Source organism: Pseudomonas orientalis (assembly GCF_001439815.1).
GTDB classification, from domain to species: domain Bacteria; phylum Pseudomonadota; class Gammaproteobacteria; order Pseudomonadales; family Pseudomonadaceae; genus Aquipseudomonas; species Aquipseudomonas orientalis.
This window is the reverse complement of record NZ_JYLM01000003.1, coordinates 1-20,516: the sequence shown is the minus strand read 5'-3', so window position 1 is coordinate 20,516 and position 20,516 is coordinate 1. Positions and strand designations below refer to the sequence as shown.

The 20,516-nt window shown below is 61.8% G+C and carries 22 protein-coding genes; 13 read left to right on the top strand and 9 right to left on the bottom strand.

The features are described from left to right. Positions 1-30: 30 nt before the first annotated feature. Positions 31-1,305 (bottom strand): glucarate dehydratase family protein, encoded by a 1,275-nt coding sequence (locus TU82_RS08195; protein ID WP_057721939.1) that lies wholly within the window; start codon positions 1,303-1,305, stop codon positions 31-33. Next, positions 1,302-2,663 (bottom strand): MFS transporter, encoded by a 1,362-nt coding sequence (locus TU82_RS08190; RefSeq protein WP_057722590.1) that lies wholly within the window; start codon positions 2,661-2,663, stop codon positions 1,302-1,304. The genes TU82_RS08195 and TU82_RS08190 overlap by 4 nt, the downstream gene beginning before the upstream one ends. Before the next feature lie 106 nt (positions 2,664-2,769). Here TU82_RS08190 and TU82_RS08185 point away from each other — a divergent pair, with 106 nt between their 5' ends. The 4 genes from TU82_RS08185 to TU82_RS08170 all read left to right on the top strand — a co-directional run bounded on the left by TU82_RS08185 (position 2,770) and on the right by TU82_RS08170 (position 7,879). Further along, the gene (locus tag TU82_RS08185) at positions 2,770-3,675 is read left to right on the top strand and encodes a LysR family transcriptional regulator (protein ID WP_057721938.1); all 906 of its coding nucleotides are present in this window, start codon (positions 2,770-2,772) and stop codon (positions 3,673-3,675) included. Between the two features lie 160 nt (positions 3,676-3,835). Next, a complete protein-coding gene (locus tag TU82_RS08180; RefSeq protein ID WP_057721937.1) occupies positions 3,836-4,294 on the top strand; it encodes a (2Fe-2S)-binding protein in 459 nt (152 codons plus the stop codon). After that, positions 4,294-6,522: a xanthine dehydrogenase family protein molybdopterin-binding subunit gene (locus TU82_RS08175; protein ID WP_057721936.1), complete on the top strand. Its 2,229-nt coding sequence runs from the start codon at positions 4,294-4,296 to the stop codon at positions 6,520-6,522. Before TU82_RS08180 ends, TU82_RS08175 begins: the two co-directional genes overlap by 1 nt. A gap of 16 nt (positions 6,523-6,538) precedes the next feature. After that, entirely contained in the window at positions 6,539-7,879 is a 1,341-nt protein-coding gene (locus tag TU82_RS08170) for a c-type cytochrome (protein WP_057721935.1), read from the top strand. Between the two features lie 162 nt (positions 7,880-8,041). Here the strand turns inward: TU82_RS08170 and TU82_RS28885 are convergent, their stop codons facing one another. Further along, positions 8,042-8,191: a hypothetical protein gene (locus TU82_RS28885; RefSeq protein ID WP_169794953.1), complete on the bottom strand. Its 150-nt coding sequence runs from the start codon at positions 8,189-8,191 to the stop codon at positions 8,042-8,044. A 185-nt stretch (positions 8,192-8,376) separates the two neighbouring features. Here TU82_RS28885 and TU82_RS08165 point away from each other — a divergent pair, with 185 nt between their 5' ends. Together TU82_RS08165 and TU82_RS08160 are read left to right on the top strand one after the other, a co-directional pair. Next, the gene (locus tag TU82_RS08165) at positions 8,377-8,631 is read left to right on the top strand and encodes a DUF1652 domain-containing protein (protein ID WP_057721934.1); all 255 of its coding nucleotides are present in this window, start codon (positions 8,377-8,379) and stop codon (positions 8,629-8,631) included. A gap of 31 nt (positions 8,632-8,662) precedes the next feature. Beyond that, entirely contained in the window at positions 8,663-8,959 is a 297-nt protein-coding gene (locus TU82_RS08160) for a hypothetical protein (RefSeq protein ID WP_057721933.1), read from the top strand. 3 nt (positions 8,960-8,962) lie between these two features. Here TU82_RS08160 and TU82_RS08155 read toward each other — a convergent pair whose 3' ends face one another. Together TU82_RS08155 and TU82_RS08150 are read right to left on the bottom strand one after the other, a co-directional pair. After that, complete coding sequence (locus tag TU82_RS08155) at positions 8,963-9,463, bottom strand: CinA family protein (protein ID WP_057721932.1); 501 nt, start codon at positions 9,461-9,463, stop codon at positions 8,963-8,965. 18 nt (positions 9,464-9,481) lie between these two features. Then, positions 9,482-10,576 (bottom strand): zinc-binding metallopeptidase family protein, encoded by a 1,095-nt coding sequence (locus TU82_RS08150; RefSeq protein ID WP_057721931.1) that lies wholly within the window; start codon positions 10,574-10,576, stop codon positions 9,482-9,484. A 170-nt stretch (positions 10,577-10,746) separates the two neighbouring features. Between TU82_RS08150 and TU82_RS08145 the strand changes: the two genes are divergently transcribed. The 4 genes from TU82_RS08145 to TU82_RS08130 all read left to right on the top strand — a co-directional run bounded on the left by TU82_RS08145 (position 10,747) and on the right by TU82_RS08130 (position 12,474). Beyond that, entirely contained in the window at positions 10,747-11,511 is a 765-nt protein-coding gene (locus TU82_RS08145; RefSeq protein WP_057721930.1) for an OBAP family protein, read from the top strand. 97 nt (positions 11,512-11,608) lie between these two features. After that, entirely contained in the window at positions 11,609-11,890 is a 282-nt protein-coding gene (locus tag TU82_RS08140; protein WP_057721929.1) for a hypothetical protein, read from the top strand. A 90-nt stretch (positions 11,891-11,980) separates the two neighbouring features. After that, positions 11,981-12,235 carry a DUF6555 family protein gene (locus TU82_RS08135; RefSeq protein WP_057721928.1) on the top strand — a complete coding sequence of 85 codons (255 nt, stop codon included), beginning with the start codon at positions 11,981-11,983 and terminating at the stop codon, positions 12,233-12,235. Then, positions 12,235-12,474, top strand: a complete 240-nt coding sequence (locus tag TU82_RS08130; protein ID WP_057721927.1) for a hypothetical protein — start codon at positions 12,235-12,237, stop codon at positions 12,472-12,474. The genes TU82_RS08135 and TU82_RS08130 overlap by 1 nt, the downstream gene beginning before the upstream one ends. A gap of 406 nt (positions 12,475-12,880) precedes the next feature. Here TU82_RS08130 and TU82_RS08125 read toward each other — a convergent pair whose 3' ends face one another. Next, positions 12,881-13,738, bottom strand: coding sequence for an SDR family oxidoreductase (locus TU82_RS08125; protein ID WP_057721926.1), 858 nt, complete (start codon positions 13,736-13,738; stop codon positions 12,881-12,883). Between the two features lie 307 nt (positions 13,739-14,045). On the opposite strand from TU82_RS08125, the gene TU82_RS08120 reads away from it, so the two are divergent. Beyond that, entirely contained in the window at positions 14,046-18,191 is a 4,146-nt protein-coding gene (locus TU82_RS08120; protein WP_057721925.1) for a CheR family methyltransferase, read from the top strand. Between the two features lie 6 nt (positions 18,192-18,197). On the opposite strand, the gene TU82_RS08115 is transcribed toward TU82_RS08120, so the two are convergent. The 3 genes from TU82_RS08115 to TU82_RS08105 are packed head-to-tail and all read right to left on the bottom strand — an operon-like array spanning position 18,198 to position 19,401. Next, a complete protein-coding gene (locus TU82_RS08115) occupies positions 18,198-18,641 on the bottom strand; it encodes a DUF421 domain-containing protein (protein ID WP_057721924.1) in 444 nt (147 codons plus the stop codon). A 9-nt stretch (positions 18,642-18,650) separates the two neighbouring features. Beyond that, positions 18,651-19,166, bottom strand: a complete 516-nt coding sequence (locus TU82_RS08110) for a hypothetical protein (RefSeq protein WP_057721923.1) — start codon at positions 19,164-19,166, stop codon at positions 18,651-18,653. 13 nt (positions 19,167-19,179) lie between these two features. Continuing rightward, positions 19,180-19,401: a PLD nuclease N-terminal domain-containing protein gene (locus tag TU82_RS08105; RefSeq protein WP_057721922.1), complete on the bottom strand. Its 222-nt coding sequence runs from the start codon at positions 19,399-19,401 to the stop codon at positions 19,180-19,182. Between the two features lie 211 nt (positions 19,402-19,612). On the opposite strand from TU82_RS08105, the gene TU82_RS08100 reads away from it, so the two are divergent. Further along, positions 19,613-19,915 carry a hypothetical protein gene (locus TU82_RS08100; RefSeq protein ID WP_057721921.1) on the top strand — a complete coding sequence of 101 codons (303 nt, stop codon included), beginning with the start codon at positions 19,613-19,615 and terminating at the stop codon, positions 19,913-19,915. Continuing rightward, entirely contained in the window at positions 19,915-20,133 is a 219-nt protein-coding gene (locus tag TU82_RS08095) for a hypothetical protein (RefSeq protein WP_057721920.1), read from the top strand. Before TU82_RS08100 ends, TU82_RS08095 begins: the two co-directional genes overlap by 1 nt. Positions 20,134-20,516: the final 383 nt, after the last annotated feature.

Genomic DNA, 20,516 nt, shown 5'->3' with positions numbered 1-20,516 from the left:
TGCGTCACCGGGCAAAGCAAGCGACCTGCTTCAGAAACGCGGCTTGAGCGTTTTCCAGTCCGGTTGATAGCGCTGCATCTGTTTCACGTCATCACGCTGACGGATGCCGCAACTGAGGTATTGGTCATGCAGCTTGGCCAACTGATCGTGGTCAAGCTCCAGCCCCAGCCCCGGCGCACGGGTGATGCTCACGCAGCCGTCGACGATGGGCACCTTGCCGCCCTTGATCACTTCTTCGTCCGGCTCCTGCCACGGGTAGTGCGTGTCGCAGGCATAGTCGAGGTTGGGCACCGCGGCCGCTACATGGGCCATGGCCATCAGGCTGATGCCCAGGTGCGAGTTGGAGTGCATCGACACGCCCAGGCCAAAGGTGTGGCACATTTTCGCCAGCACCTGGGTATCGCGCAGGCCACCCCAGTAATGGTGGTCGGCGAGCACGATCTGCACGCTGTTCAACGCCACGCTGCGGCGAAACTCGTCAAAGTCGGTCACTACCATATTGGTCGCCAGGGGCAAGCCGGTGCGTGCGTGCAACTCGGCCATGCCGTCCAGGCCGGGCGTCGGGTCTTCGTAATATTGCAGGTCGTCGCCCAGCAGTTCGGCCATGCGAATCGAGGTGTGCAACGACCAGTTGCCGTTCGGATCAATGCGCAGCGGCACCCCCGGAAACGCCTTTTTCAGCGCCTTGATGCAGCGCACCTCGTGCTCAGGCTCCAGCGCACCGGCCTTGAGCTTGATGCTTTTGAAGCCGTAGGTTTCAAGCATGCGCCGGGCCTGGGCGACGATCTGCACTTCACTCAGGGCCTCGCCCCAACTGTCGGGTTTGTAGGGCGAATCGATATGTTCGGCGTATTTGAAAAACAGGTAGGCGCTGAACGGGATCCGGTCACGAATCGCCCCGCCGAGCAGGTCCACCAGCGGCACATCCAGCGCATGCGCCTGCAGGTCGAGAAACGCCACTTCGAACGCCGAATAGGCATTGCTCACGGCTTTGCTGGCATGTGAGCCCGGCGCCAGCTCCGCACCAGCAATGCTCTGCGGTCTGTACGCCGCCACGGTGGCCTGGACCACAGCACGCAGGCCATTGAGGTTGAACGGGTCGAGCCCGATCAGCTGTGGCTGGACCTGTTGCTGGATCGCCAGTGCCGGCGCATCGCCATAGCTTTCGCCCAGGCCGATGTAACCGGTGTCGCTTTCAATCTCGATGATCGAGCGCAGTGCGAAAGGTTCGTGGATGCCACTGGCGTTGAGCAGCGGCGGGTCACGAAAGGCAATCGGGGTGACGGTGACGCGGACAATTTTCAAGAGACGGCTCCCTGTGGACCTGAACGCACGGTGTGATGTGCCGTGGATGAAATGGACGGTGTACCGCCGCGCGGTGCGGTGCGGGCAAAAAACACCAGCACCGCCGCCACCAGTGAAGTGGCCGCCAGGCCGTAGAGGCCGCCCTCGATCGACCCCGTGGTCTGCTCCAGCAAACCGAACGTAGTGGGCGCCACGAAACCGCCCAGGTTGCCGACCGAATTGATCAAGGCAATCACTGCCGCCGCGACCCGCGCGTCCAGGTACCCCTGGGGAATCGGCCAGAACAGCGCCGAAGCGGCCTTGAAGCCGATGGCGGCAAAACAGATGGCGACGAACGCAAACACCGGCCCGCCGGTGGTGGACATGAACATGCCGAACGCGGCGATCACCAGCATCAGCGACACCCACGCCTGCTGGTGCTTCCACTTGCTGGCCAGCGAGGCGAAGCCGTACATGGCGACGATGGAAATCAACCAGGGAATGGAATTGAACAGGCCCACCTGGAAGTCACCCAGGTCGCCCATTTTCTTGATCATGCTCGGCAGCCAGAACGTGGCGCCGTAAATAGTCAGGGCGATGGAAAAGTAGATAAAGCAGAACAGGGCGATCTGCGCATCGGCGAGCAGTTTGAACATCGACGGCCGCACGCCCCGGCTCGCCTCGCGCGCCTGTTGCTCGAGCGCAATGGCACTGACCAGCGCGTGTTTTTCCGCGGTACTGAGCCACTTGGCCTGGTGCGGATGGGACTGCAGCCAGAACCACACGAAGCCGCACAGCACGATGGAGGCGAAGCCTTCGATCAGGAACATCCATTGCCAGCCATGCAGGCTCAACCCGCTGACATTGAGCAACGCGCCCGACACCGGCCCGGAGATCACCGAGGCAATCGCCGAACCACTGAGGAAAACCGCCATGGCCTTGCCGCGCTCGCTGGCCGGCAGCCACTGGGTGAAGTAATAGATGATGCCGGGAAAGAACCCGGCTTCGGCGGCGCCCAGGATAAAGCGCAACACGTAGAAGCTGGTTTCACCCTGCACGAACGCCATGCCCATCGCGGCCGCGCCCCAGGTGAACATGATGCGCGTCAACCAGGCCCGCGCGCCGTAGCGTTGCAGCAGCAGGTTGGAGGGCACTTCGAAGATCGCATAACCGATGAAAAACAGCCCGGCGCCCAAGCCATAGGCCGCCGCGCCAATGCCCAGGTCGGTTTCCAGATGGCTGCGCACGAAGCCGATATTGACCCGGTCGATGTAGTTGACGATGAACATCACCACGAACAACGGCAGCACATGGCGCTTGACCTTGGCGGCGGCGCGCGCAAGCACGCTCGGGTCCGGCGCATTTTGAAGGGTATCCACGGGCAACTCCCTTTCATTATTTTTTTGGGGACGGCTCGATGATGGACGCCAGGCATTGTTCCCGTCTAATCTAACCTGGCATTGGATTGATACCGGAATTAGATCAATGTTCGAATTGACGCAACTGCGCTGCTTCACCACCGTGGCCACCGAGCTGAACTTTCGCCGCGCCGCTGAACGCCTGAACATGACCCAGCCGCCGCTGAGCCGGCAGATCCAGTTGCTCGAGCATCATCTGGGCGTGGAGCTGTTTGTGCGCACCACCCGCAGCGTCGCGCTGAACGCCGCCGGCCGGGCCTTTTTCATCGAGGCGCAGTACCTGCTGGAGCGCGCCCAGCAGGCGGCTGTCACCGCGCGGCGCTTTGCCGAGGGCGATATCGGTACGGTCAACATCAGTTTCGTCGGCAGCGCGGTGTATGAGTTTCTGCCCAAGGTGATCGCCGAGGCGCGGCTCAAGCAGCCCCACGTCAAGATCGACCTGTCCGAGATGAACACCTACCAGCAATATGAAGCCTTGCGCGCCCGGCGCATCGACCTGGGCATCGTGCGCGCGCCGCTGCTGGAGCCCGGCTACGCCACCGAATGCCTGGTGCGCGAGCCATTTGTGCTGGCGGTGCCGAGCAGTCATCGGCTGGCCCAGACAGAGACGGTCAGCGTGCACGACCTGGATGCGCAACCGTTCCTGATGTACGCCCATTCCGCCTACCCGCCGTTCAATGAATTGCTCACCGGCCTGCTGCGCTCGGCCCGCGTCGCGCCGCAGTATGTGCAGTGGCTGGGCTCGTCGCTGACCATCCTTGCGCTGGTCAACGCCGGCATGGGCCTGGCCCTGGTGCCGCGTTGCGCCAGCAGTGTGGTGTTCAAGAACGTGGTGTTCCGCGATATCGACCTGGGCGAAGGCGCACAGAGCGAACTGCACCTGATCTGGCGCGAGCACAACGACAACCCGGCGTTCACGATGTTGCTCGAGGGTATCCGCCAGGCGGTGGGCGAGAACCTGCCCGAGCATTGACCCAATCCTGTCGATTACTTGCCTGATCCTCTGAACTTGCAGGCGATTGCATAGATAGCCCTTGCGCGTTGGTCTAGAGTTCGACGATGGGCGACGTACCGTCGCACCGCACCTATAAGAACTTATGCAGCACCAACCGATGATCAGCAGGTGAGCCGCCATGCAATTACGTATTAACCAACAGGCCTATGAGGTCGATGCCGACGCCGACACGCCGTTGCTGTGGGTGATCCGCGACGACCTGGGCCTGACCGGCACCAAGTACGGCTGCGGCCTGGCCCAGTGCGGCGCGTGTTCGGTGCTGGTGGACGGCAACGTGGTGCGTTCGTGCGTCACGCCGGTGGCGGCGCTGGTCGGGCGCGAGATCACTACCATCGAAGCCATCGAGGTCGATGACGTGGGCAAGCGCGTGGTCGCGGCCTGGGTCGAGCGCCAGGTGGCCCAATGTGGTTATTGCCAGTCCGGGCAAGTGATGGCGGCCACCGCGCTGCTCAAGCACACCCCCGCGCCCACCAGGGACCAGATCGACGCGGCGATGGTCAACCTGTGCCGCTGCGGCACCTACAACGCCATCCATGCCGCCATGGCTGACCTGGCCGCCGGGAAGGAGACCGCCTGATGAGCACTGTCCTGCCTGACGTAACCCTCGACGCGCCGATCAACCTGTCGCGTCGGCGCTTCCTGGCGAGCACCGCCGTCGGCGCGCTGGTGATCGGCTTCGGCCTGCCCCTGGGCGCATCCCGGGTGCAGGCCGCCACCGGCGCCGCCGAACGCGGCACCCAGGTGCCGGCATTCCTGGAGATTCGCCCGGACGGCAGCGTGCGCCTGCTCAGCCCCTTCATGGAAGGCGGCCAAGGCACACACACCGCCATGGCGCAGATCATCGGCGAAGAACTGGATGCCGACCCGGCTACGTTCAGCGTTGAAGCCGCGCCGCCCGGCGAGGCCTATGTGGTGATGGAAAACGGTATGCGCATCACCGGCGGCAGCATGTCGGTGCGCATGAGCTACCCGACCATGCGACGCCTCGGCGCCCTCGCCCGCGCCATGTTGCTGCAGGCCGCCGCCGAGCAGCTCGGTGTGCCGGTCGCCCAATTGACCACCCAGCCCGGCCGCGTGGTGCACGCCGCGTCGGGCCGCTCGCTGGGTTACGGCGAGTTGGCCGGCCGCGCCCTGGACATGCCGGTGCCCGACCCTGCCGGTATCACCCTGCGCGATCCCAGCCAGTTCCGCTGGATCGGCAAGCCGGTCAAACGCCTGGATGCCTATGACAAATCCACCGGCAAGGCGCAGTACTGCATCGACCTGAAAGTCGACGGCATGCTCCACGCCGCCGTGCAGCACGCACCGCGCCTGGGCATGACCGTGGGCAGCCTGCGCAACCAGGCCCAGGTCGAGGCCATGAAAGGCGTGCATTCGGTGCATACCCTGCCCGGCGCCGTGGCAGTGGTGGCCGAACGCTGGTGGCACGCCAAGCGCGCCGTTGAAGCGATCCAGGTGGACTGGCGCGAAGCCGCCGCCGACTCCACATTACGCGCAATGCCGGCGGACTTTTCCAGCGACAACTACCGTGACTTTCTCGCCACTCAAGAAGGTCCGGCCCGCGACGAAGAAAACGCAGGCGACGTAGCCGCCACGCTGGCCAGCGCCAAGACCCGCGTCGACGCCACCTATCACAATCAATACCTCAATCACGCCCAGTTGGAGCCGCCCTCGGCGCTGGCGCGCTACAACCCCGACGGCACGCTGGAGGTGTGGCTGCCCAACCAGGCGCCGGATATGTTCCGCGCCGACATCGCCAAGCGCACCGGCCTGGCCATCGAGCAAATCACCCTGCACTCCCCGCTGCTGGGCGGTTTTTTCGGTCGGCACTTCCTGTATGAGTCGGCCAATCCGTATCCACAGGCCATCGCACTGACCAAGGCCGTCGGCCGCCCGATCAAACTGATCTGGAGCCGCGAGGAAGAGTTCGTGCGCGATGTGCTGCGCCCGGTCGCGGTGGTCAAGTTCCGCGCCGCGCTGGATGACAAAGGCCTGCCGCTGGCCATCGAAGCGGTCAGCGCCACCGAAGGCCCCACCGAAGCGATTGCCGGCAAACAGGGCGACAAGCTCGACCCTACGGCCCTCGAAGGCCTGTCGGGCAAGAGCTATGCGATCCCCAACAAGCGCATCGCGCAGATCTACGTCAAGGGCCCGGCGATGCTTGGCTACTGGCGTTCGGTGGGCAATTCGCTGAATGACTTCTTCTACGAAGCGTTCCTCGATGAGCTGGCGGACAAAGGCGGCCATGACCCCTACGAACTGCGTCTGCACCTGCTGCGCGACAACGCGCGGCTGACTACCCTGCTGCAGGCGGTGGGCGAGCTGTCCGGCGGCTGGAAGCGCGGGCCGTTCACCGCCGCAGACGGCAGCCGACGGGCGCGTGGCGTGGCCATGGCTTCGCCCTTTGGCTCCCACGCGGCGGTGATCGCCGAGGTGTCGATCGAGAAGGGCCAGGTCAAGGTGCATGACATCTGGCAGGCCATCGACCCCGGCAGCATCGTCAATCCGGCGATCATTGAAGCCCAGGTCAACGGCGCCGTGGCCCTGGGCCTGTCGCAAACCCTGCTGGAGGAAGCGGTGTACGTGGACGGCATGCCACGTGCGCGCAACTACGACCTTTATCCGATCCTGCCGCCGTCGCGGATGGCGCGGGTGCACGTGAAGATCGTCGAGAGTGGCGAAAAGATGGGGGGCATCGGCGAACCGCCGTTACCGGCCGTGGCACCGGCGGTCGCCAATGCGGTGGCCCAATTGACCGGCCAGCGCATCCGCAGCCTGCCATTGAGCCGCTACACCTTCAGTTAACCCACAGGGAACGCCCATGAACAACCGCCGATTCGCAAGAACCGCAGGCTGGCTGGCGCTGCCCTGCCTGGTCGTCGCCGGCCTCCTGGCCTGGTACGTCACCCGCGAGCCCGCCTCGCCGTTCGAACAGGAACACGCCACAGGCTTTGACCCGGCACTGGTCAGTCGCGGCGAGTATGTCGCCCGTCTGAGCGACTGCGTGGCCTGCCACAGCCTGGCGGGCAAAGCGCCGTTTGCCGGTGGCCTGGAGATGGCCACGCCGCTGGGGGCCATCCATGCCACCAACATCACCCCCGACCGCGACCATGGCATCGGCCGCTACAGCCTGGCCGACTTCGACCGCGCCGTGCGCCACGGCGTGGCACCGGGCGGGCGCCGCCTGTATCCGGCGATGCCCTACCCGTCTTACGTGAAGCTCAGCGACGACGACGTGAAAGCGCTGTATGCGTTCTTCATGAAAGGTGTGCAACCGGCCAGCCAGGTGAATATTCCCAGTGATATTCCCTGGCCGCTGAATATGCGCTGGCCCATCGCGCTGTGGAATGGCGTATTCGCACCCACTGCGCCCTATGCGGCCACCCCCGGCCAGGACGCGTTGTGGAACCGTGGCGCTTATATCGTCCAGGGCCCCGGCCATTGCGGCAGTTGCCACACGCCGCGTGGCCTGGCATTCAACGAGAAGGCCCTGGACCAGTCCGGCGCGCCCTTCCTTGCCGGCGCGCTGCTCGACGGCTGGTACGCGCCGAGCCTGCGCCAGGACCCCAACACCGGTCTGGGGCGCTGGAGCGAGGCGCAGATCGTGCAGTTCCTCAAGACCGGGCGCAACCAGCATGCGGTGGTCTACGGTTCGATGACCGAAGCGTTCAACAACTCCACGCAGTTCATGGCCGATGACGACCTGGCCGCCATCGCCCGCTATCTCAAGTCCCTGCCCGGCGACCCGCAACGTGATGGCGCGCCCTGGCAGTATCAGGTGGCCGATAGGCGCCAGGACATCCCCGGCGCCCACACCTACGCGACCCGCTGCGCCTCTTGTCACGGCCTGGACGGCAAGGGCCAGCCGGCGTGGATGCCGCCACTGGCCGGCGCCACCTCGGCGCTGGCCAGGGAAAGCGCCTCGGCGATCAATATCACCCTCAACGGCTCGCAACGGGTGGTGGCCGCCGGGTTGCCGGACGCCTACCGCATGCCGGCGTTCCGTGAGCAATTGTCCGATCAGGAGATCGCCGAGGTGCTGACTTATGTACGCAGCACCTGGGGCAACCACGGCGGCTCGGTCGAGGCCCAGGCGGTAGGCGAACTTCGCGGGCATACCGACCCGGCAAGCAGCAGCCCGATCATTTTGCACATGCGTTGATACACAGCGATCCAATGTCTTTGATCGTTCCCACGCGGAGCGTGGGAACGATCATTCATGTGGGAGGGGGCTTGCCCCCGATAGCGGTAGGTCAGTCACCTCTTCATTGACTGACGCCCTGCCATCGGGGGCAAGTCCCCTCCCACATTTTGCTCCAGGCGCCTACTTGCTCTCGTCCGCCTTGCCTTCCTGCATCTGCACCGAAGACTTGCTTCCACTGGTGTTGTCCTTGGTGGTGTTATTGGAGTTGTCGAAACACCCATGCAGCAGGAACACGCTGCAAAGGCCCAAGCACATGTAAAACTTCTTCATGAAAACCACCTGATGAGTGAAGGAAATAGTCGTCAACCCTTGATGCATGTGGCCAGTACCGGAGCACGAACGTTCCACGCAAGGGTAATGAGACTGACGAATGGTTTGCTATTAACCTGCCAGCATTTACGCACGGCATATTTGCGCTACCCTTCATCCGCCAAGGCCTGTTATCCGGTGATCCCATGGACACGTTGACCAAAGCGCAAATCCAGCGCGCGCTGTCACAGCGGCTGCGCAATTGCCGTGTCACCTGCACGATCAATCCGGACAGCAGCCTGTCCGTTACGGTGCTCGCGCCCGACGCAAATCAATTCACCATCGCCAATATCAACCGCGCCCGCTACCACGGCGCGTCAGGCATCAACCGGCTGGTGCGGGAGATCCTGGAAGATATGGTGGTTTCGCGAAAAACGTCGCGCCTTTCATCCGTCGGTTAACTGCATTTACACGAACAGAACGAGGCTTCCCATGCCGGATTCCGCTGCTGTCCCCTCGCAACACTGCACCATCGATTTTCTTGAAGACACGCTGTTTGGCGTCAATCCGCTCTCCCATGCCTGCACAGCGCAGATTACCCAGGCGGGCGACGGCCTATCGCTAAGGGTGCTATGGCCGTGGCCGAAAGCATTGACTGAAGCCCATAATGTTTCGATCAAGACCGACAACCACACTTATCATGGCGCGCTGGTGGATGCCCAGGCGTTCGGCACCGACGAGTTGCTGTTAAAAGTGGACCTCAAACCTGAAGCGGCCAGTGCTCACTGAGCGCTAACCCCGCTCACCGGCCAACGCACGCTGGTGGAAATGCGTCAGCCGCCTCAAGGCATGCAGCGCGGCTTGAAGCTGCACGTCTTCGCGCGACCCCATGAAGCGCTCCTTGCGGCTGAACACGCTGAGCGTCTTGCCGATTCGATAGGCCCAGGCAAAACAGATAGTCCCGGCCGGAATCCCGTCCATGTCATCCGGGCCAAGCAGCCCGGTAGTGGCGACGGCGACCTGCGCCGTACTGTCACGCAACGCGCCTTCGGCCATCTCCCGGGCGACTTCGCAACTGGTGAGGTTGAACGTGTCAATCGTATAGGCGCGTACGCCCAGCAAGCGCTGTTTGGCCTGCGGCGAATAAACGACGTAACCACTTTCGATGCACGAGCCGCCGCCCGCCACCTCTGAGAGCAGCGTGATGATTTTGCCCGCCGTGCACGACTCGGCGCTGGTCAGGGTCATCTGGTGTTGTTTCAGGTAGTGGATCGTGCCAGCGGCTATGTCCATCGTTACAGTCTCCCGCGTTCAAAAGGTTGCAAGGTAGTCGGCCAAGGTCAGCGCACAGGCCTCGATCGCGCCATCCACAATCAGCTCATAGCCGTGGGTATTCTCGGTTGGAATCGCCAGGCAACCGCCGCGTGCCGAGGTGCCGTTACTCATGACGGCGCTGGCGTCCGAGGCAAAGTCCACCAGCAACGCATATTGCGGCGTATAGCCGCTGCGTTGCGCGGCAGCCGCCAGGCCGGTGACCACCGAGCGGGTGTAATAGCCTTTGAGGTCACCGGTATTGATGATCGGATCGACACTCAGGCGCGTGCCGTACTCGCTCATCACCGGGCCCACCTCCACCGCGAGGGTGGTATCGCCCGGCAGTGTCTGCGCCGCATACATCGCGCCGGCATTGCACTCTTCCTCCAGGGTGGTGAAGACAAAATACACATCGCATGCCAGTTCCTGCCGGCGCTGATCCAGGCACTGCACGCTGTGGAGTACGGCGGCGATGGGCGCGCGGTCGTCGAGAAAATGCGCGGCTGTCGCATCCCCCACCCGAAACGGCGCACGCCAATGGCGGCTCAGCGTGACGCGGCTGCCGGGACGCACACCGTATTCACGCAAGGCCTGCACCGAGCAACGGGTGATCACATGCACGTCGTTCCAGTGCACATCCCCCGACTGCACATCGGCGCCCTGAGGCGCATTGCCGGTCGCATGCATCGAACCAAAAGACAGCACCCCCGGAATGAATTGGTGATCGCCGAGTATGTCCACCGGGCACATGCCGAAGTTCACCGGATTGGCGCCGCCCAATGCGGTCACCCGCAAGGTGCCATCGGTGTCGACATGCTTGACCACCATGGCAATTTCATCCATGTGCGCCATGACTCTCACCGCACGCCGGGGCGCGCCATCGTCCTGCGCGCCTTTGACCAGGCCGACGACATTGCCGGCAGGGTCCACCCAGGTCTCGTCGCAGAGCGGACGCAGGCGCTCCAGGCAAATGGCGCGCACCTCATCCTCCTGGCCACCAGGACCACGGGCGAGCAGCAATTGCTCAAGCAAGTGGGGAATGGTGTGGGCTTCGGTCAAGGCGGTGTGGTCAGGTAGGGCGTCGTTTGGCATCCGGGATGGTCTCCATTCGCGGGGTTGAACACTTATTAAAAGTGACCCGGCACGTCGAGCGGTTGTTCCACAAATCTTCTTCGAATACGCAAGTGCATCAATCCGGTTGAACACCCACTTCGGCAGGCTTTCTAGATGTGCTCTACAACCGCTCATGGAGGGAGTCCCCAATGACCATCACCCGCTTGCAACCCACCCTGCATTCGCTGTGCCTGGCGATTTCGATTGCCGCGCTGACCGCCTGCGCCGGCAACGACTCAGCCTCGAACGTGGTCGCGCCCGGCGCAGCCAAGTCCCCCACCACGCGCAGCCTCGACGCCGGCGCCGCCCTGCTGCAATCGCGCCCGCCCATCGACGCACTGAATGCCTACCTGGACGGTTTTCACTTCTACAACGGCCATCCCGACGTGCAGATGGAAGCCCATCACTACTGCGCCATCCTCAACGAGGAGGTGATCCAGTGCGTGATCTACGACGGCAACCGCAAGGACGCCAAGTTGATGGGCGTGGAATACATCATCAGCGAGCAGCTATTCAACACGCTGCCCACGGCGGAAAAGGCGTTGTGGCACAGCCATGTGCATGAGGTGAAATCGGGCCAATTGGTCGCCCCCGGTATTCCCCAGGTGGCCGAACACGCGTTGATGGAAAAACTGGTGCACACCTACGGCAAGACCTGGCACACCTGGCATACCGACCTGCACAAGCGCCTGCCGCTGGGTGTGCCGCAATTGATGATGGGGTTCACCGCCGACGGCCAGGCCGATGCGAAGATGGTCGCCGAGCGGGATCAGCGGCTGGGGGTCGACAGCGCCGAGGAGAAGACCAACCGCGCCGACATTCCCGCCCCGCCGATTGCACCCGGTGCGGATGCCTGGCGCCAGGGCAACATCATCCAGATCGTCGACCCCACCCAGACCGACCACCAGCACTGACGGCAGCAGCCGGTCATTTGGATTGAACGATCATTTGCCGGCGCTTGCCTCACAAGAATCGGGGCGCATGTGTGCCCTTCGCACGAGGAATCCGTATATGTCCTATGACCATCAAGGCACCGTCAGCCTAATCACTGCTTCGCGCCATCTGGGCACCGAAGATGATGAAGTGTTGAATGAGAACGTCGATATAAAAATGACCAGCAGCGGCAAGCCCACCATTGTTCGCGTGGATTTTCCCACCCCGTTGCAATGGCCCGGTCATCCCAATTTCGTCACGGTCAATTTGCCCGGCGGCACGTCCGTTGGTGGTGTAATCGTAGCGCTGGAACGCCCGGCTGACGGGCCAGGCTGGGTCACCTTCACGGTGGACGATTGAGCCTGCGCGCACGTCATCGCATTGTCCGACAAGTTCTTTGAATTTTTTTTGACGTCAAATATCTGTACTTCATGAGCATAGGGAGTCCTCATGAACAAGAGCGAATTATTCACGATCAACTATCAGCTTCACGGCAAGCCCAGGTCCTTTATCGTGCGCGCGGCGCGCATGAATAATGCTGAAGCATGGCACTGGGCCAGTTGCGATGCCGGCGTGGCGGTCATCCCCAGGTTCGGGCAAAACAACCTCAAGCGTGTCTCCAAGCCGATGGCGGAAAAATACGGCATTACGGACGTGCGCTGGTGCAGTGCGGCAGCCATTCAGTGGGCGGAGGGCATTACATAATGAACAGTCAGGTGCTGGGCTTTACCAAGCGGCAGGCAGTGGACGACGAGGTGGCGCAAAACACGCAGATGTTTTTCGAAGCGGATCGACTCGATGCCCTGGCGTATAAAATCATCGAATCCTACAGCGGCGATGCGGCCACCTGGGCACGCTTCACCGAGGCCAAGAAGGTGGCAGACGCACAGCGTACCGCCGCTTATCGAGAGTGGATGCGCATTCACCGCGCGAGGAAAAAGTAAACCAATAAGCCGAAAGCACTGAATACCCAATATGGGAGGGGGCTTGCCCCCTATGGCGATCTGTCAGTTATAGAGCGTTGACTGATACACCGCTATCGGGGGCAAGCCCCCTCCCACATTTTGGATTTGCACAGTTCCCGACATCGTCAGCAGCCTCCGCCTGAGTCAAACGTACCGCCGCTTATCGAGCGTGGATGCGCATTCACCGCGCGAGGAAGAAGTAAACCAATAATCCGAAAGCACTCAATACCCAATGTGGGAGGGGGCTTGCCCCCGATGGCGATCTGTCAGTCATAAAGCGTTGACTGACACACCGCTATCGGGAGCAAGCCCCCTCCCACATTTTGGATTTGCACAGTACTCGGCATCGTCGGCAGCCCCCGCCTGAGTCAGCGGGGGCGCAGGTTCAGAGAATCGGCTTGCCCCCCGTCACGCCGTAGCGCTCGCCGGAGATATAGCTGCCCTCATCCGAAGCCAGCAGCACATAGATCGGCGCCACTTCCACCGGCTGGCCTGGCCGTCCCAATGGCGTGTTGCCACCAAATTCCTTGACCATGTCTTCCGTCATCGTCGACACAATCAACGGTGTCCAGATCGGCCCGGGTGCCACGCTGTTCACGCGAATCCCGCGTTCGCCCAACATCTGCGCCAGACCTGCGGTGAAGTTGGCAATCGCGCCCTTGGTGGCCGCATAAGGCAGCAGTGACGGATTGGGCATATCGGAATTGACCGAGGTGGTGTTGATGATCGAACTGCCCTCGGCCATGTGCGGCAACGCCGCCTTGCAGATCCGGAACATCGCGGTGATGTTGACGTTGAAGGTTTTTACCCAGTCTTCGTCGGGAATGTCTTCCAGGGATTTGTAGGTCATTTGGAACGCCGCGTTGTTGACCAGCACATCGATACGCCCGAACTGCTTGACCGTGTCATTGACGATGGCGCTGCACTGCGCCGCCTCGCCAAGGTCGCCGGGCAACAGCAGGCACTGACGCCCCGCCGCTTCGACCCAGCGCGCGGTCTCTTTTGCATCCTCATGCTCATCCAGGTACGACACCGCAACGTCGGCACCTTCGCGGGCAAAGGCAATGGCCACCGCGCGCCCGATACCGCTGTCGGCGCCGGTGATCAAGGCAATCTTATTGGCCATCCGGCCCGAGCCTTTGTAGCTTTGCTCACCGCAATCGGGCATCGGCTCCATCTTGCGCTGGTCACCGGGGACAGGCTGCTGCTGTGGCTTGAAGGGTGGTTTCGGGTAGTGGGTCATCGGGTTTCCCTCCTGTGTGTGGATAGTCTTGCGAGGGTTGGCCGGGCACGATAGTTCAGAGCAATTTTCAGAAAATCGGATGACCGTTCCAGCGCATTGCGCCACTCGTCAGATTGAGTAAACCTTTGCGACGATCTATCCCTCAACCGAAGGGTGAACGCCCGTTGAGGGTATCGAATGAAGGGGTAGCGTTCTGTTGCAGAGCGTTTTTCGGCTATATTCCGCTATTCGTTTATCTCTCATCCCGTTTTGAATTCGTGCCCTTGATCACGTTGTTCTCGTGCGCAGTTAACCAAGGTTGGTATTTATGAAGTCTGCCCCCCCGCGGTCGCCCAACGTTCCGCAACGCAAGGATCTGATCCCCAGCACCTTGAACTTTCCAGTCGTGGGTATCGGCGCATCAGCGGGCGGGTTGCAGGCGGTGAAGGCGTTTTTCGAACACATGCCCCAGGACTGCGGCATGGCCTTTGTGGTGATCCTGCACCTGTCCCCCGATCATCAGAGCGTGGCGGACAAGATCATTCAGGAGTCGACCCGCATGCCGGTGCAGCAGGTCAACGAGACGACACCCATCGAGAAGAACCGGGTATATGTGATTTCGCCCGCGCAGCACTTGCTGATGAATGATGGCTATCTGGCCGTCGCGCCGTCGGCGCGCGAAGGCGGTTCGCATATCGCCATCGACCTGTTTTTTCGCGACCTGGCGGACACCCATAAGGAACATGCGTTTTGCCTGATCCTCTCGGGCACCGGCTCGGACGGTGCGGTGGGGCTTTCGCGTATCAAGGAACAAGGCGGCGTCACCCTGGTGCAATCGCCGGAAGACGCGGAATACGACGGCATGCCACTGGCCGCCATCGAAACCCAGATGGCCGACCTGGTGCTGCCCGTGGTGGAGATGCCGCAGAAACTGCTGGAGCTGTGGCGCAACGCCCAGTCCATCATCCTGCCCACCGCCAACGACCCCGAGATCAAGACCACGCCGCCCGCCAATGAACGCGACGCGGCGGTAGCCGAGCAGTTGCTGCTGGATATTCTGATTCAACTGCGGCTCAGCACCGGTCACGATTTCAAGCACTACAAGCGCGCCACCGTTCTGCGTCGCATTGAACGACGCCTGCAGGTCACGGCTCAATCCGACTTGGCCAGCTACTACGAATACCTCCAGGGGCACCCGGAAGAAACCAAGGCGCTACTCGGTGACATGCTGATCGGCGTGACTAATTTTTTCCGTGACCGCGAGGCTTTCGAAGCGCTCGAACGCGATGTGATTCCCAACCTGGTGAAGTCACTGGAAGACAGCGTGCCCAAACGCGAAGAGGTGCGTATCTGGTCGGCCGGTTGCTCCACCGGCGAAGAAGCCTACAGCCTGGCGATGCTGGTCGCCGAGCAACTGGCGCTGGATGCCAGCGACGCAAAAATGCAGGTATTTGCCACCGATATCGACGAGCGGGCGATCAACCATGGGCGTAACGGCGCTTACCCCGAAGCGATCATTACCGACGTGCCGCCGCCACGCCTGCGCCAGTACTTCGCCAAGGAAAAAAACCAGCACTATCGGGTGCGCAAGGAGATACGTGAAAAGGTGCTGTTCGCCAAGCACAGCCTGCTGAGTGACCCGCCCTTTTCGCAGATCGACCTGATCGTGTGCCGCAACCTGCTGATCTACCTGGACCGCGAGGTGCAGCGCGACATCCTGCAGATGTTCCACTTTGCGTTGCGCCCCGGCGGCTACCTGTTCCTGGGTTCCTCGGAGTCCGCCGACGGTTGCCTGGACCTGTTCGTGCCGGTGGACAAGCGCAACCGCATCTTTCGCGTGCGTGCCGGTTCAGCGGCCATGCGCCGCGCACCCACCATGCCGCGCGGTGGCTACCTGCGCCCGAACGCTTCGACCGCGGCGGCACAGGTCAAGATACCGAACAAGATTTCATTCGCCGACATTCACTTGCGCGCGCTGGAAAAGGCCGCGCCGCCGAGCGTGATTGTGGATATGCAGGCCGACATCCTGCACATGAGCGAAGGCGCGGGCCGCTTCCTGCGCCATGTGGCCGGGGAGATGACCCGCAACCTGCTGGCCCTGGTGCACCCCGATCTGCGCCTGGATATCCGCACCACGCTGTTCCAGGTCCAGCAATCGAGCCTTGCGGTGACGTCGCGCAAAGTGCGCATCGAGCGCGATCACGCGCAGTACCTGGTGGATATCGCTGCGCTGCCCTACCGGGACGAAGCCACCGAAAGCGATTATGTACTGGTGATTTTCCAGGAGACCGAAGTCGACCCGCAGCACGCCGAAGAAACCGCCATCGGCCACGCCGAAAGCCAGATAATGAGCAACCTGGAGCGCGAGCTGCAACGCACCAAATTACACCTGCAGGACACCATCGAGCAGGCCGAAGTCTCAAGCGAAGAACTCAAGGCGTCCAACGAGGAAATGCAGGCGGTCAATGAAGAGCTGCGCTCGGCCACCGAAGAGCTGGAAACCAGCAAGGAAGAGTTGCAGTCGATCAACGAAGAACTGCTGACGGTCAATTTCGAACTCAAGACCAAGGTGGAAGAGACCGACAAGGTCAATGACTACCTGACCAACCTGATTGCCTCCACCGATATCGCCACGGTGTTCGTCGACCGCAACATGCGCATCCGCTGGTTCACGCCACGGGCCACTGACCTGTTCAACATGCTGCCGGTGGACACCGGGCGCTCGCTGATGGACATCACCCATCGTCTCACCTACCCGGAAATGATCGACGATGCGTCGACGGTATTCGAGTCGCTGAGCATGATCGAACGTGAAATCAGCAGCAAGGATGACCGCTGGTACATTGCACGCCTGCTGCCCTACCGCTCCAGCGAAGACCATATCGACGGCACGGTGTTGACCTTTATCGACATCACCAAGCGACGCCAGGCCGAAGAAGAACTGCGCCTGGGTGAAGAGCGCATGCGCCTGGTCGCCGACAGCACCCATGACTTTGCCATCATCATTCTGGATGACCACGGCACCATTACCGATTGGAACACCGGGGCTGAATTGATCTTCGGCTACGCCAAGCAGGAAGTGCTCGGCGCCTATTACGATCTGATCTTCTCGCCCGAGGACCGCACCGCCGGCATCCCCGAAAACGAGCTGCGTGCCGCTCGCGAACACGGGCGCGGCGAAGACGAGCGCTGGCATGTGCGCAAGGATGGCAGCCGGTTCTATTGCAGCGGCGAAGTCACCCTGCTGACCGGCAACAGCCTGCAGGGCTATGTCAAGATCGCCCGCGACCTCACAGGCCACAAGCGTACTCAGGATGAGCAGAGTCAGCGGTTGATGGAAACCCAGACCAACAGCCACCTCAAGGACGAATTCTTCGCGGTGATGTCCCACGAACTCAAGCACCCGCTGAACCTGATCCAGCTCAATGCCGAGCTGCTGCGGCGCCTGCCGGCCACCAAGGCCACGGGCCCGGCGATCAAGGCGGTGAACACCATCTGCGAGGCGGTCTCCAGCCAGGCGCGCATCATCGATGACCTGCTCGACGTAGCCAGGGTGCGCACCGGCAAGCTCAAGCTGAAAAAACAACGCATCGACCTGATCCGCACGCTGGAGGATATCCACGCTGTGGTGCTCGCTGATGGTCATCACTGCCAGGTCACCTTGCAAAAACCAACGGCGCCTGCGGCCTTGTTCGTCGACGCTGACCCGACGCGCCTCGAACAAGTGGTGTGGAACCTGGTCAATAACGCGCTCAAATTCACTCCGGAACACGGCCGCGTGCAACTGATGGTCAGCCGGACCGAGGGCTTCGCGCGGCTGGACGTGATCGACAGTGGCGCCGGGCTCGCCGAGGACAGCCTGGAGAAGATCTTCGATCTGTTCGGGCAGGCGGAAAATCAACATCAGACCCATCAGCGCGAAGGGCTGGGGATCGGCCTGTCCCTGGTGCGCCAACTGGTGGAGGCCCACGGTGGCACGGTCAGCGTGTACTCCGAGGGGTTGGGCTTTGGCTGCACCTTCTCGGTATCGCTGCCGCTGTCCGCACAGCAGGATCGGCCGCCCTTCGCCGATGCCGCGCAGTCATCGGATGAACGCCTGAGCGGCGTTAAGGTGTTGCTGGTCGACGACTCAGAAGATGTGCTGGAAGTGTTGAATATGCTGCTGGAAATGGAAGGCGCCGAGGTGAGTGCGTTCAATGACCCGTTGAACGCACTGAAAGTGGCTGGCGATAAAACCTACGACCTGATTATTTCAGACATCGGCATGCCGAAAATGAACGGCCATGAACTGATGCAGAAACTGCGGCAGATCGGCCACCTCAAGCAAGTGCCCGCGATTGCCCTGACAGGCTACGGTGCCAGCAGCGACCAGAAGAAAACCGCCGACTCAGGCTTCAGCACCCATGTCAGCAAACCGGTCACCCATGATGCGTTGATCAGCCTGATCGAATCCTTGTGCCGTTCGCAGAGCTAGGTGGGGTCATTCGTAAGGGATCACCGAGATCTTGCCGTTGCGCTCAAGGATCGCGAAGCGGATCTGCCTGATCTCGAGAATGCCCTGGGACGAGCGCGCCGCCTCGAGGATATCGTCCTCATCCAGGCGTGCGCGCTTGAGGCGTTCTTGGAGTACCCGGCCCTGTTCGACCACTACGGTCGGCCCGCCGTCGAGCAGGCGCGAGAACCACAGCGAACGCTGCTTGACCAATGAAAAACCAATGTCGATGGCGATCAGCGTGACGATCACCAGCACGGCATTGGTCAGGGAAAAATCATCGCCCAACAGCGCCTGCTGGGTGGCCTCACCGATCACCATCAACAACACCAGGTCGAAGGTAGTAAGTTCCGCGAGGGAACGCCTGCCGGCGATTTTGAACAGGACCAGCAACACCAGGTAAATCGCCGCTGCGCGCAGGACGGAGTCCATGATTGCCCCCTAGGGATAAATGAACTGTGATAAGTCCACGGTAGCGCCGTTGCTCAGCGAGACCTGGGTGTCGAAGCTGCCGACGCCGTCACTGCGCAAGGTCAGATACAGCGTCGCCCGCCCTTGATCGTCGCTCAGCGTCCACAGCTTCACGCCCTCGCCCGCCGTGCTGGCCTTCAGAGGCTGGGGCTGGAGCATTTCCACGTTGAAGCCCTGCAACAGCTCGCCGTTGATCGCGACTTCCAGTGGGGTGCGTGCGGGGCCTTGCAGATGGATCACCAGTGCGTCGGAAGAGCCATTGCGCAGGAAGCGCTGGTATTCGACGCGTACGTGGCCGTCGGCGCTGCGCACTTCGCTGGTGCTCAGCGGCCCTTTGGAAAACAGCCCCGCCAGCGTCAGCCCGATCAGAACGATGAGCCCATACCAGCCCAGCCGCTCTAAGCGCCAGACCTTGCGCTGCAACGCCATATCCTCGCGTACCGGATAGTCGCGGCTGTGCAGGTCGTCAGGCCCTGACTCGCTCATGTCCCGCCCTCTTTCAGCCCTTGCTGTGCTCCGGCGAAGACGGCCCCTTGGTCACGCCGCGCGGGCCGGACACGGCCCATATCACCGCCCCCAGGAACGGCAGCAGGACCACCACGGCGGTCCAGCCTGCCTTGCTCCCCGAGGAATGTTCGCTACGCCACACGCTGTTGAGGACCCACAGGTCGAGCAACAGCAGGATGATCATCAGGCCAATCCAGAAATAGGTCGTTTCCATGGTGCACCTCCCGGTTATGAAACATTAGGTTTACCGGACGCTCATAGGGTTCAGAATTTTTCGGCGGGCAGGCGCTGAATCTAAAAAAACGATAGTTGCGACGGAACTGAATCGTTGAATTGATCAATATTTCAGGGGCAATCAAATTGATACCGTCGCTTTTCAGGCCGGTCACAGCCTTATCGGAACCTGTTGAAGAAGGATTTACGCCATGCACCACACCGACACCTACGCAAAACGGATGGCCTGCCGCCAACTGGCGATGGAGCAAAACCAGAAGCTTTTCGATGAGGCCAACGCCCTCAGCCGCAGCGCATTCGACCTGTTGGAATGCGCCGATTTCGACAGCGAAAAGTTCGATCAGTACCTGCGCCTGCGAGCCAAGGCCGAAGCGCTGTTCCGTGAGGCGATTGAGCATCTGGGGGTGCTCAACACGCATTTCCCGACGCCCGCATCCAGCGTGGCCAATAATGAGGGTGTGAAGGTTGTCATCCGTGAACGGGAGGTGGCGTGATGAACACCTCAAAGCAGGCCTGGGAGCTGGCGATGGTGCTGGTCGCCAACGGCAAGATCCCGTTCGACCCTGCCAACCCGAGCGGCTCGGTAAAGATCCTTTCGCGGCACTTGGAAGCGCTGGAAACCGCCCTGCATGAAGAAGCGATGGCAAACACACCGGTTGAGCACTTGCGCAAGCTCGGCAACCGCCGGTCTGCCTTGGCATGTGCCGATTGAGCTGGAGCAGAGCAAGGCCAATGTGGGGCTCGCCATAATCCAGTCAGTCAATGCTTTTTTGTAGGAGCGAGCTTGCTCGCGAAAAACTCACGGGCACCGCGTTCATTCAGAAAGCACGCGTTATCGTTGACGTTTTTCGCGAGCAAGCTCGCTCCTACAGAGGGCATGCCCATGGGTGTCGACACAACGCTGCAGCGCCCAACGCTAACCACGATGCGCAGCGAGCCGCTCTTGATCTTGATCTGCTTTTGATCTTAGGCGCCCCGTTAAACCACGCTGGCCGAACGCAGGCTTGAATCCGTGGGCAACCCGGCAGGACGCCGGGTTAGCCGCACTGGGCCATGGATGGCCCATTGCGGCGGCCCACGGATTCAAGCCTGCGT

Bases quoted from the DNA above. Each gene is read 5' to 3' on its own strand.
- TU82_RS08185 (WP_057721938.1), top strand. From the start codon at position 2,770: ATGTTCGAATTGACGCAACTGCGCTGCTTCACCACCGTGGCCACCGAG.
- TU82_RS08180 (WP_057721937.1), top strand. From the start codon at position 3,836: ATGCAATTACGTATTAACCAACAGGCCTATGAGGTCGATGCCGACGCC.
- TU82_RS08175 (WP_057721936.1), top strand. From the start codon at position 4,294: ATGAGCACTGTCCTGCCTGACGTAACCCTCGACGCGCCGATCAACCTG.
- TU82_RS08170 (WP_057721935.1), top strand. From the start codon at position 6,539: ATGAACAACCGCCGATTCGCAAGAACCGCAGGCTGGCTGGCGCTGCCC.
- TU82_RS28885 (WP_169794953.1), bottom strand. From the start codon at position 8,191: ATGAAGAAGTTTTACATGTGCTTGGGCCTTTGCAGCGTGTTCCTGCTG.
- TU82_RS08165 (WP_057721934.1), top strand. From the start codon at position 8,377: ATGGACACGTTGACCAAAGCGCAAATCCAGCGCGCGCTGTCACAGCGG.
- TU82_RS08160 (WP_057721933.1), top strand. From the start codon at position 8,663: ATGCCGGATTCCGCTGCTGTCCCCTCGCAACACTGCACCATCGATTTT.
- TU82_RS08155 (WP_057721932.1), bottom strand. From the start codon at position 9,463: ATGGACATAGCCGCTGGCACGATCCACTACCTGAAACAACACCAGATG.
- TU82_RS08150 (WP_057721931.1), bottom strand. From the start codon at position 10,576: ATGCCAAACGACGCCCTACCTGACCACACCGCCTTGACCGAAGCCCAC.
- TU82_RS08145 (WP_057721930.1), top strand. From the start codon at position 10,747: ATGACCATCACCCGCTTGCAACCCACCCTGCATTCGCTGTGCCTGGCG.
- TU82_RS08140 (WP_057721929.1), top strand. From the start codon at position 11,609: ATGTCCTATGACCATCAAGGCACCGTCAGCCTAATCACTGCTTCGCGC.
- TU82_RS08135 (WP_057721928.1), top strand. From the start codon at position 11,981: ATGAACAAGAGCGAATTATTCACGATCAACTATCAGCTTCACGGCAAG.
- TU82_RS08130 (WP_057721927.1), top strand. From the start codon at position 12,235: ATGAACAGTCAGGTGCTGGGCTTTACCAAGCGGCAGGCAGTGGACGAC.
- TU82_RS08125 (WP_057721926.1), bottom strand. From the start codon at position 13,738: ATGACCCACTACCCGAAACCACCCTTCAAGCCACAGCAGCAGCCTGTC.
- TU82_RS08120 (WP_057721925.1), top strand. From the start codon at position 14,046: ATGAAGTCTGCCCCCCCGCGGTCGCCCAACGTTCCGCAACGCAAGGAT.
- TU82_RS08115 (WP_057721924.1), bottom strand. From the start codon at position 18,641: ATGGACTCCGTCCTGCGCGCAGCGGCGATTTACCTGGTGTTGCTGGTC.
- TU82_RS08110 (WP_057721923.1), bottom strand. From the start codon at position 19,166: ATGAGCGAGTCAGGGCCTGACGACCTGCACAGCCGCGACTATCCGGTA.
- TU82_RS08105 (WP_057721922.1), bottom strand. From the start codon at position 19,401: ATGGAAACGACCTATTTCTGGATTGGCCTGATGATCATCCTGCTGTTG.
- TU82_RS08100 (WP_057721921.1), top strand. From the start codon at position 19,613: ATGCACCACACCGACACCTACGCAAAACGGATGGCCTGCCGCCAACTG.
- TU82_RS08095 (WP_057721920.1), top strand. From the start codon at position 19,915: ATGAACACCTCAAAGCAGGCCTGGGAGCTGGCGATGGTGCTGGTCGCC.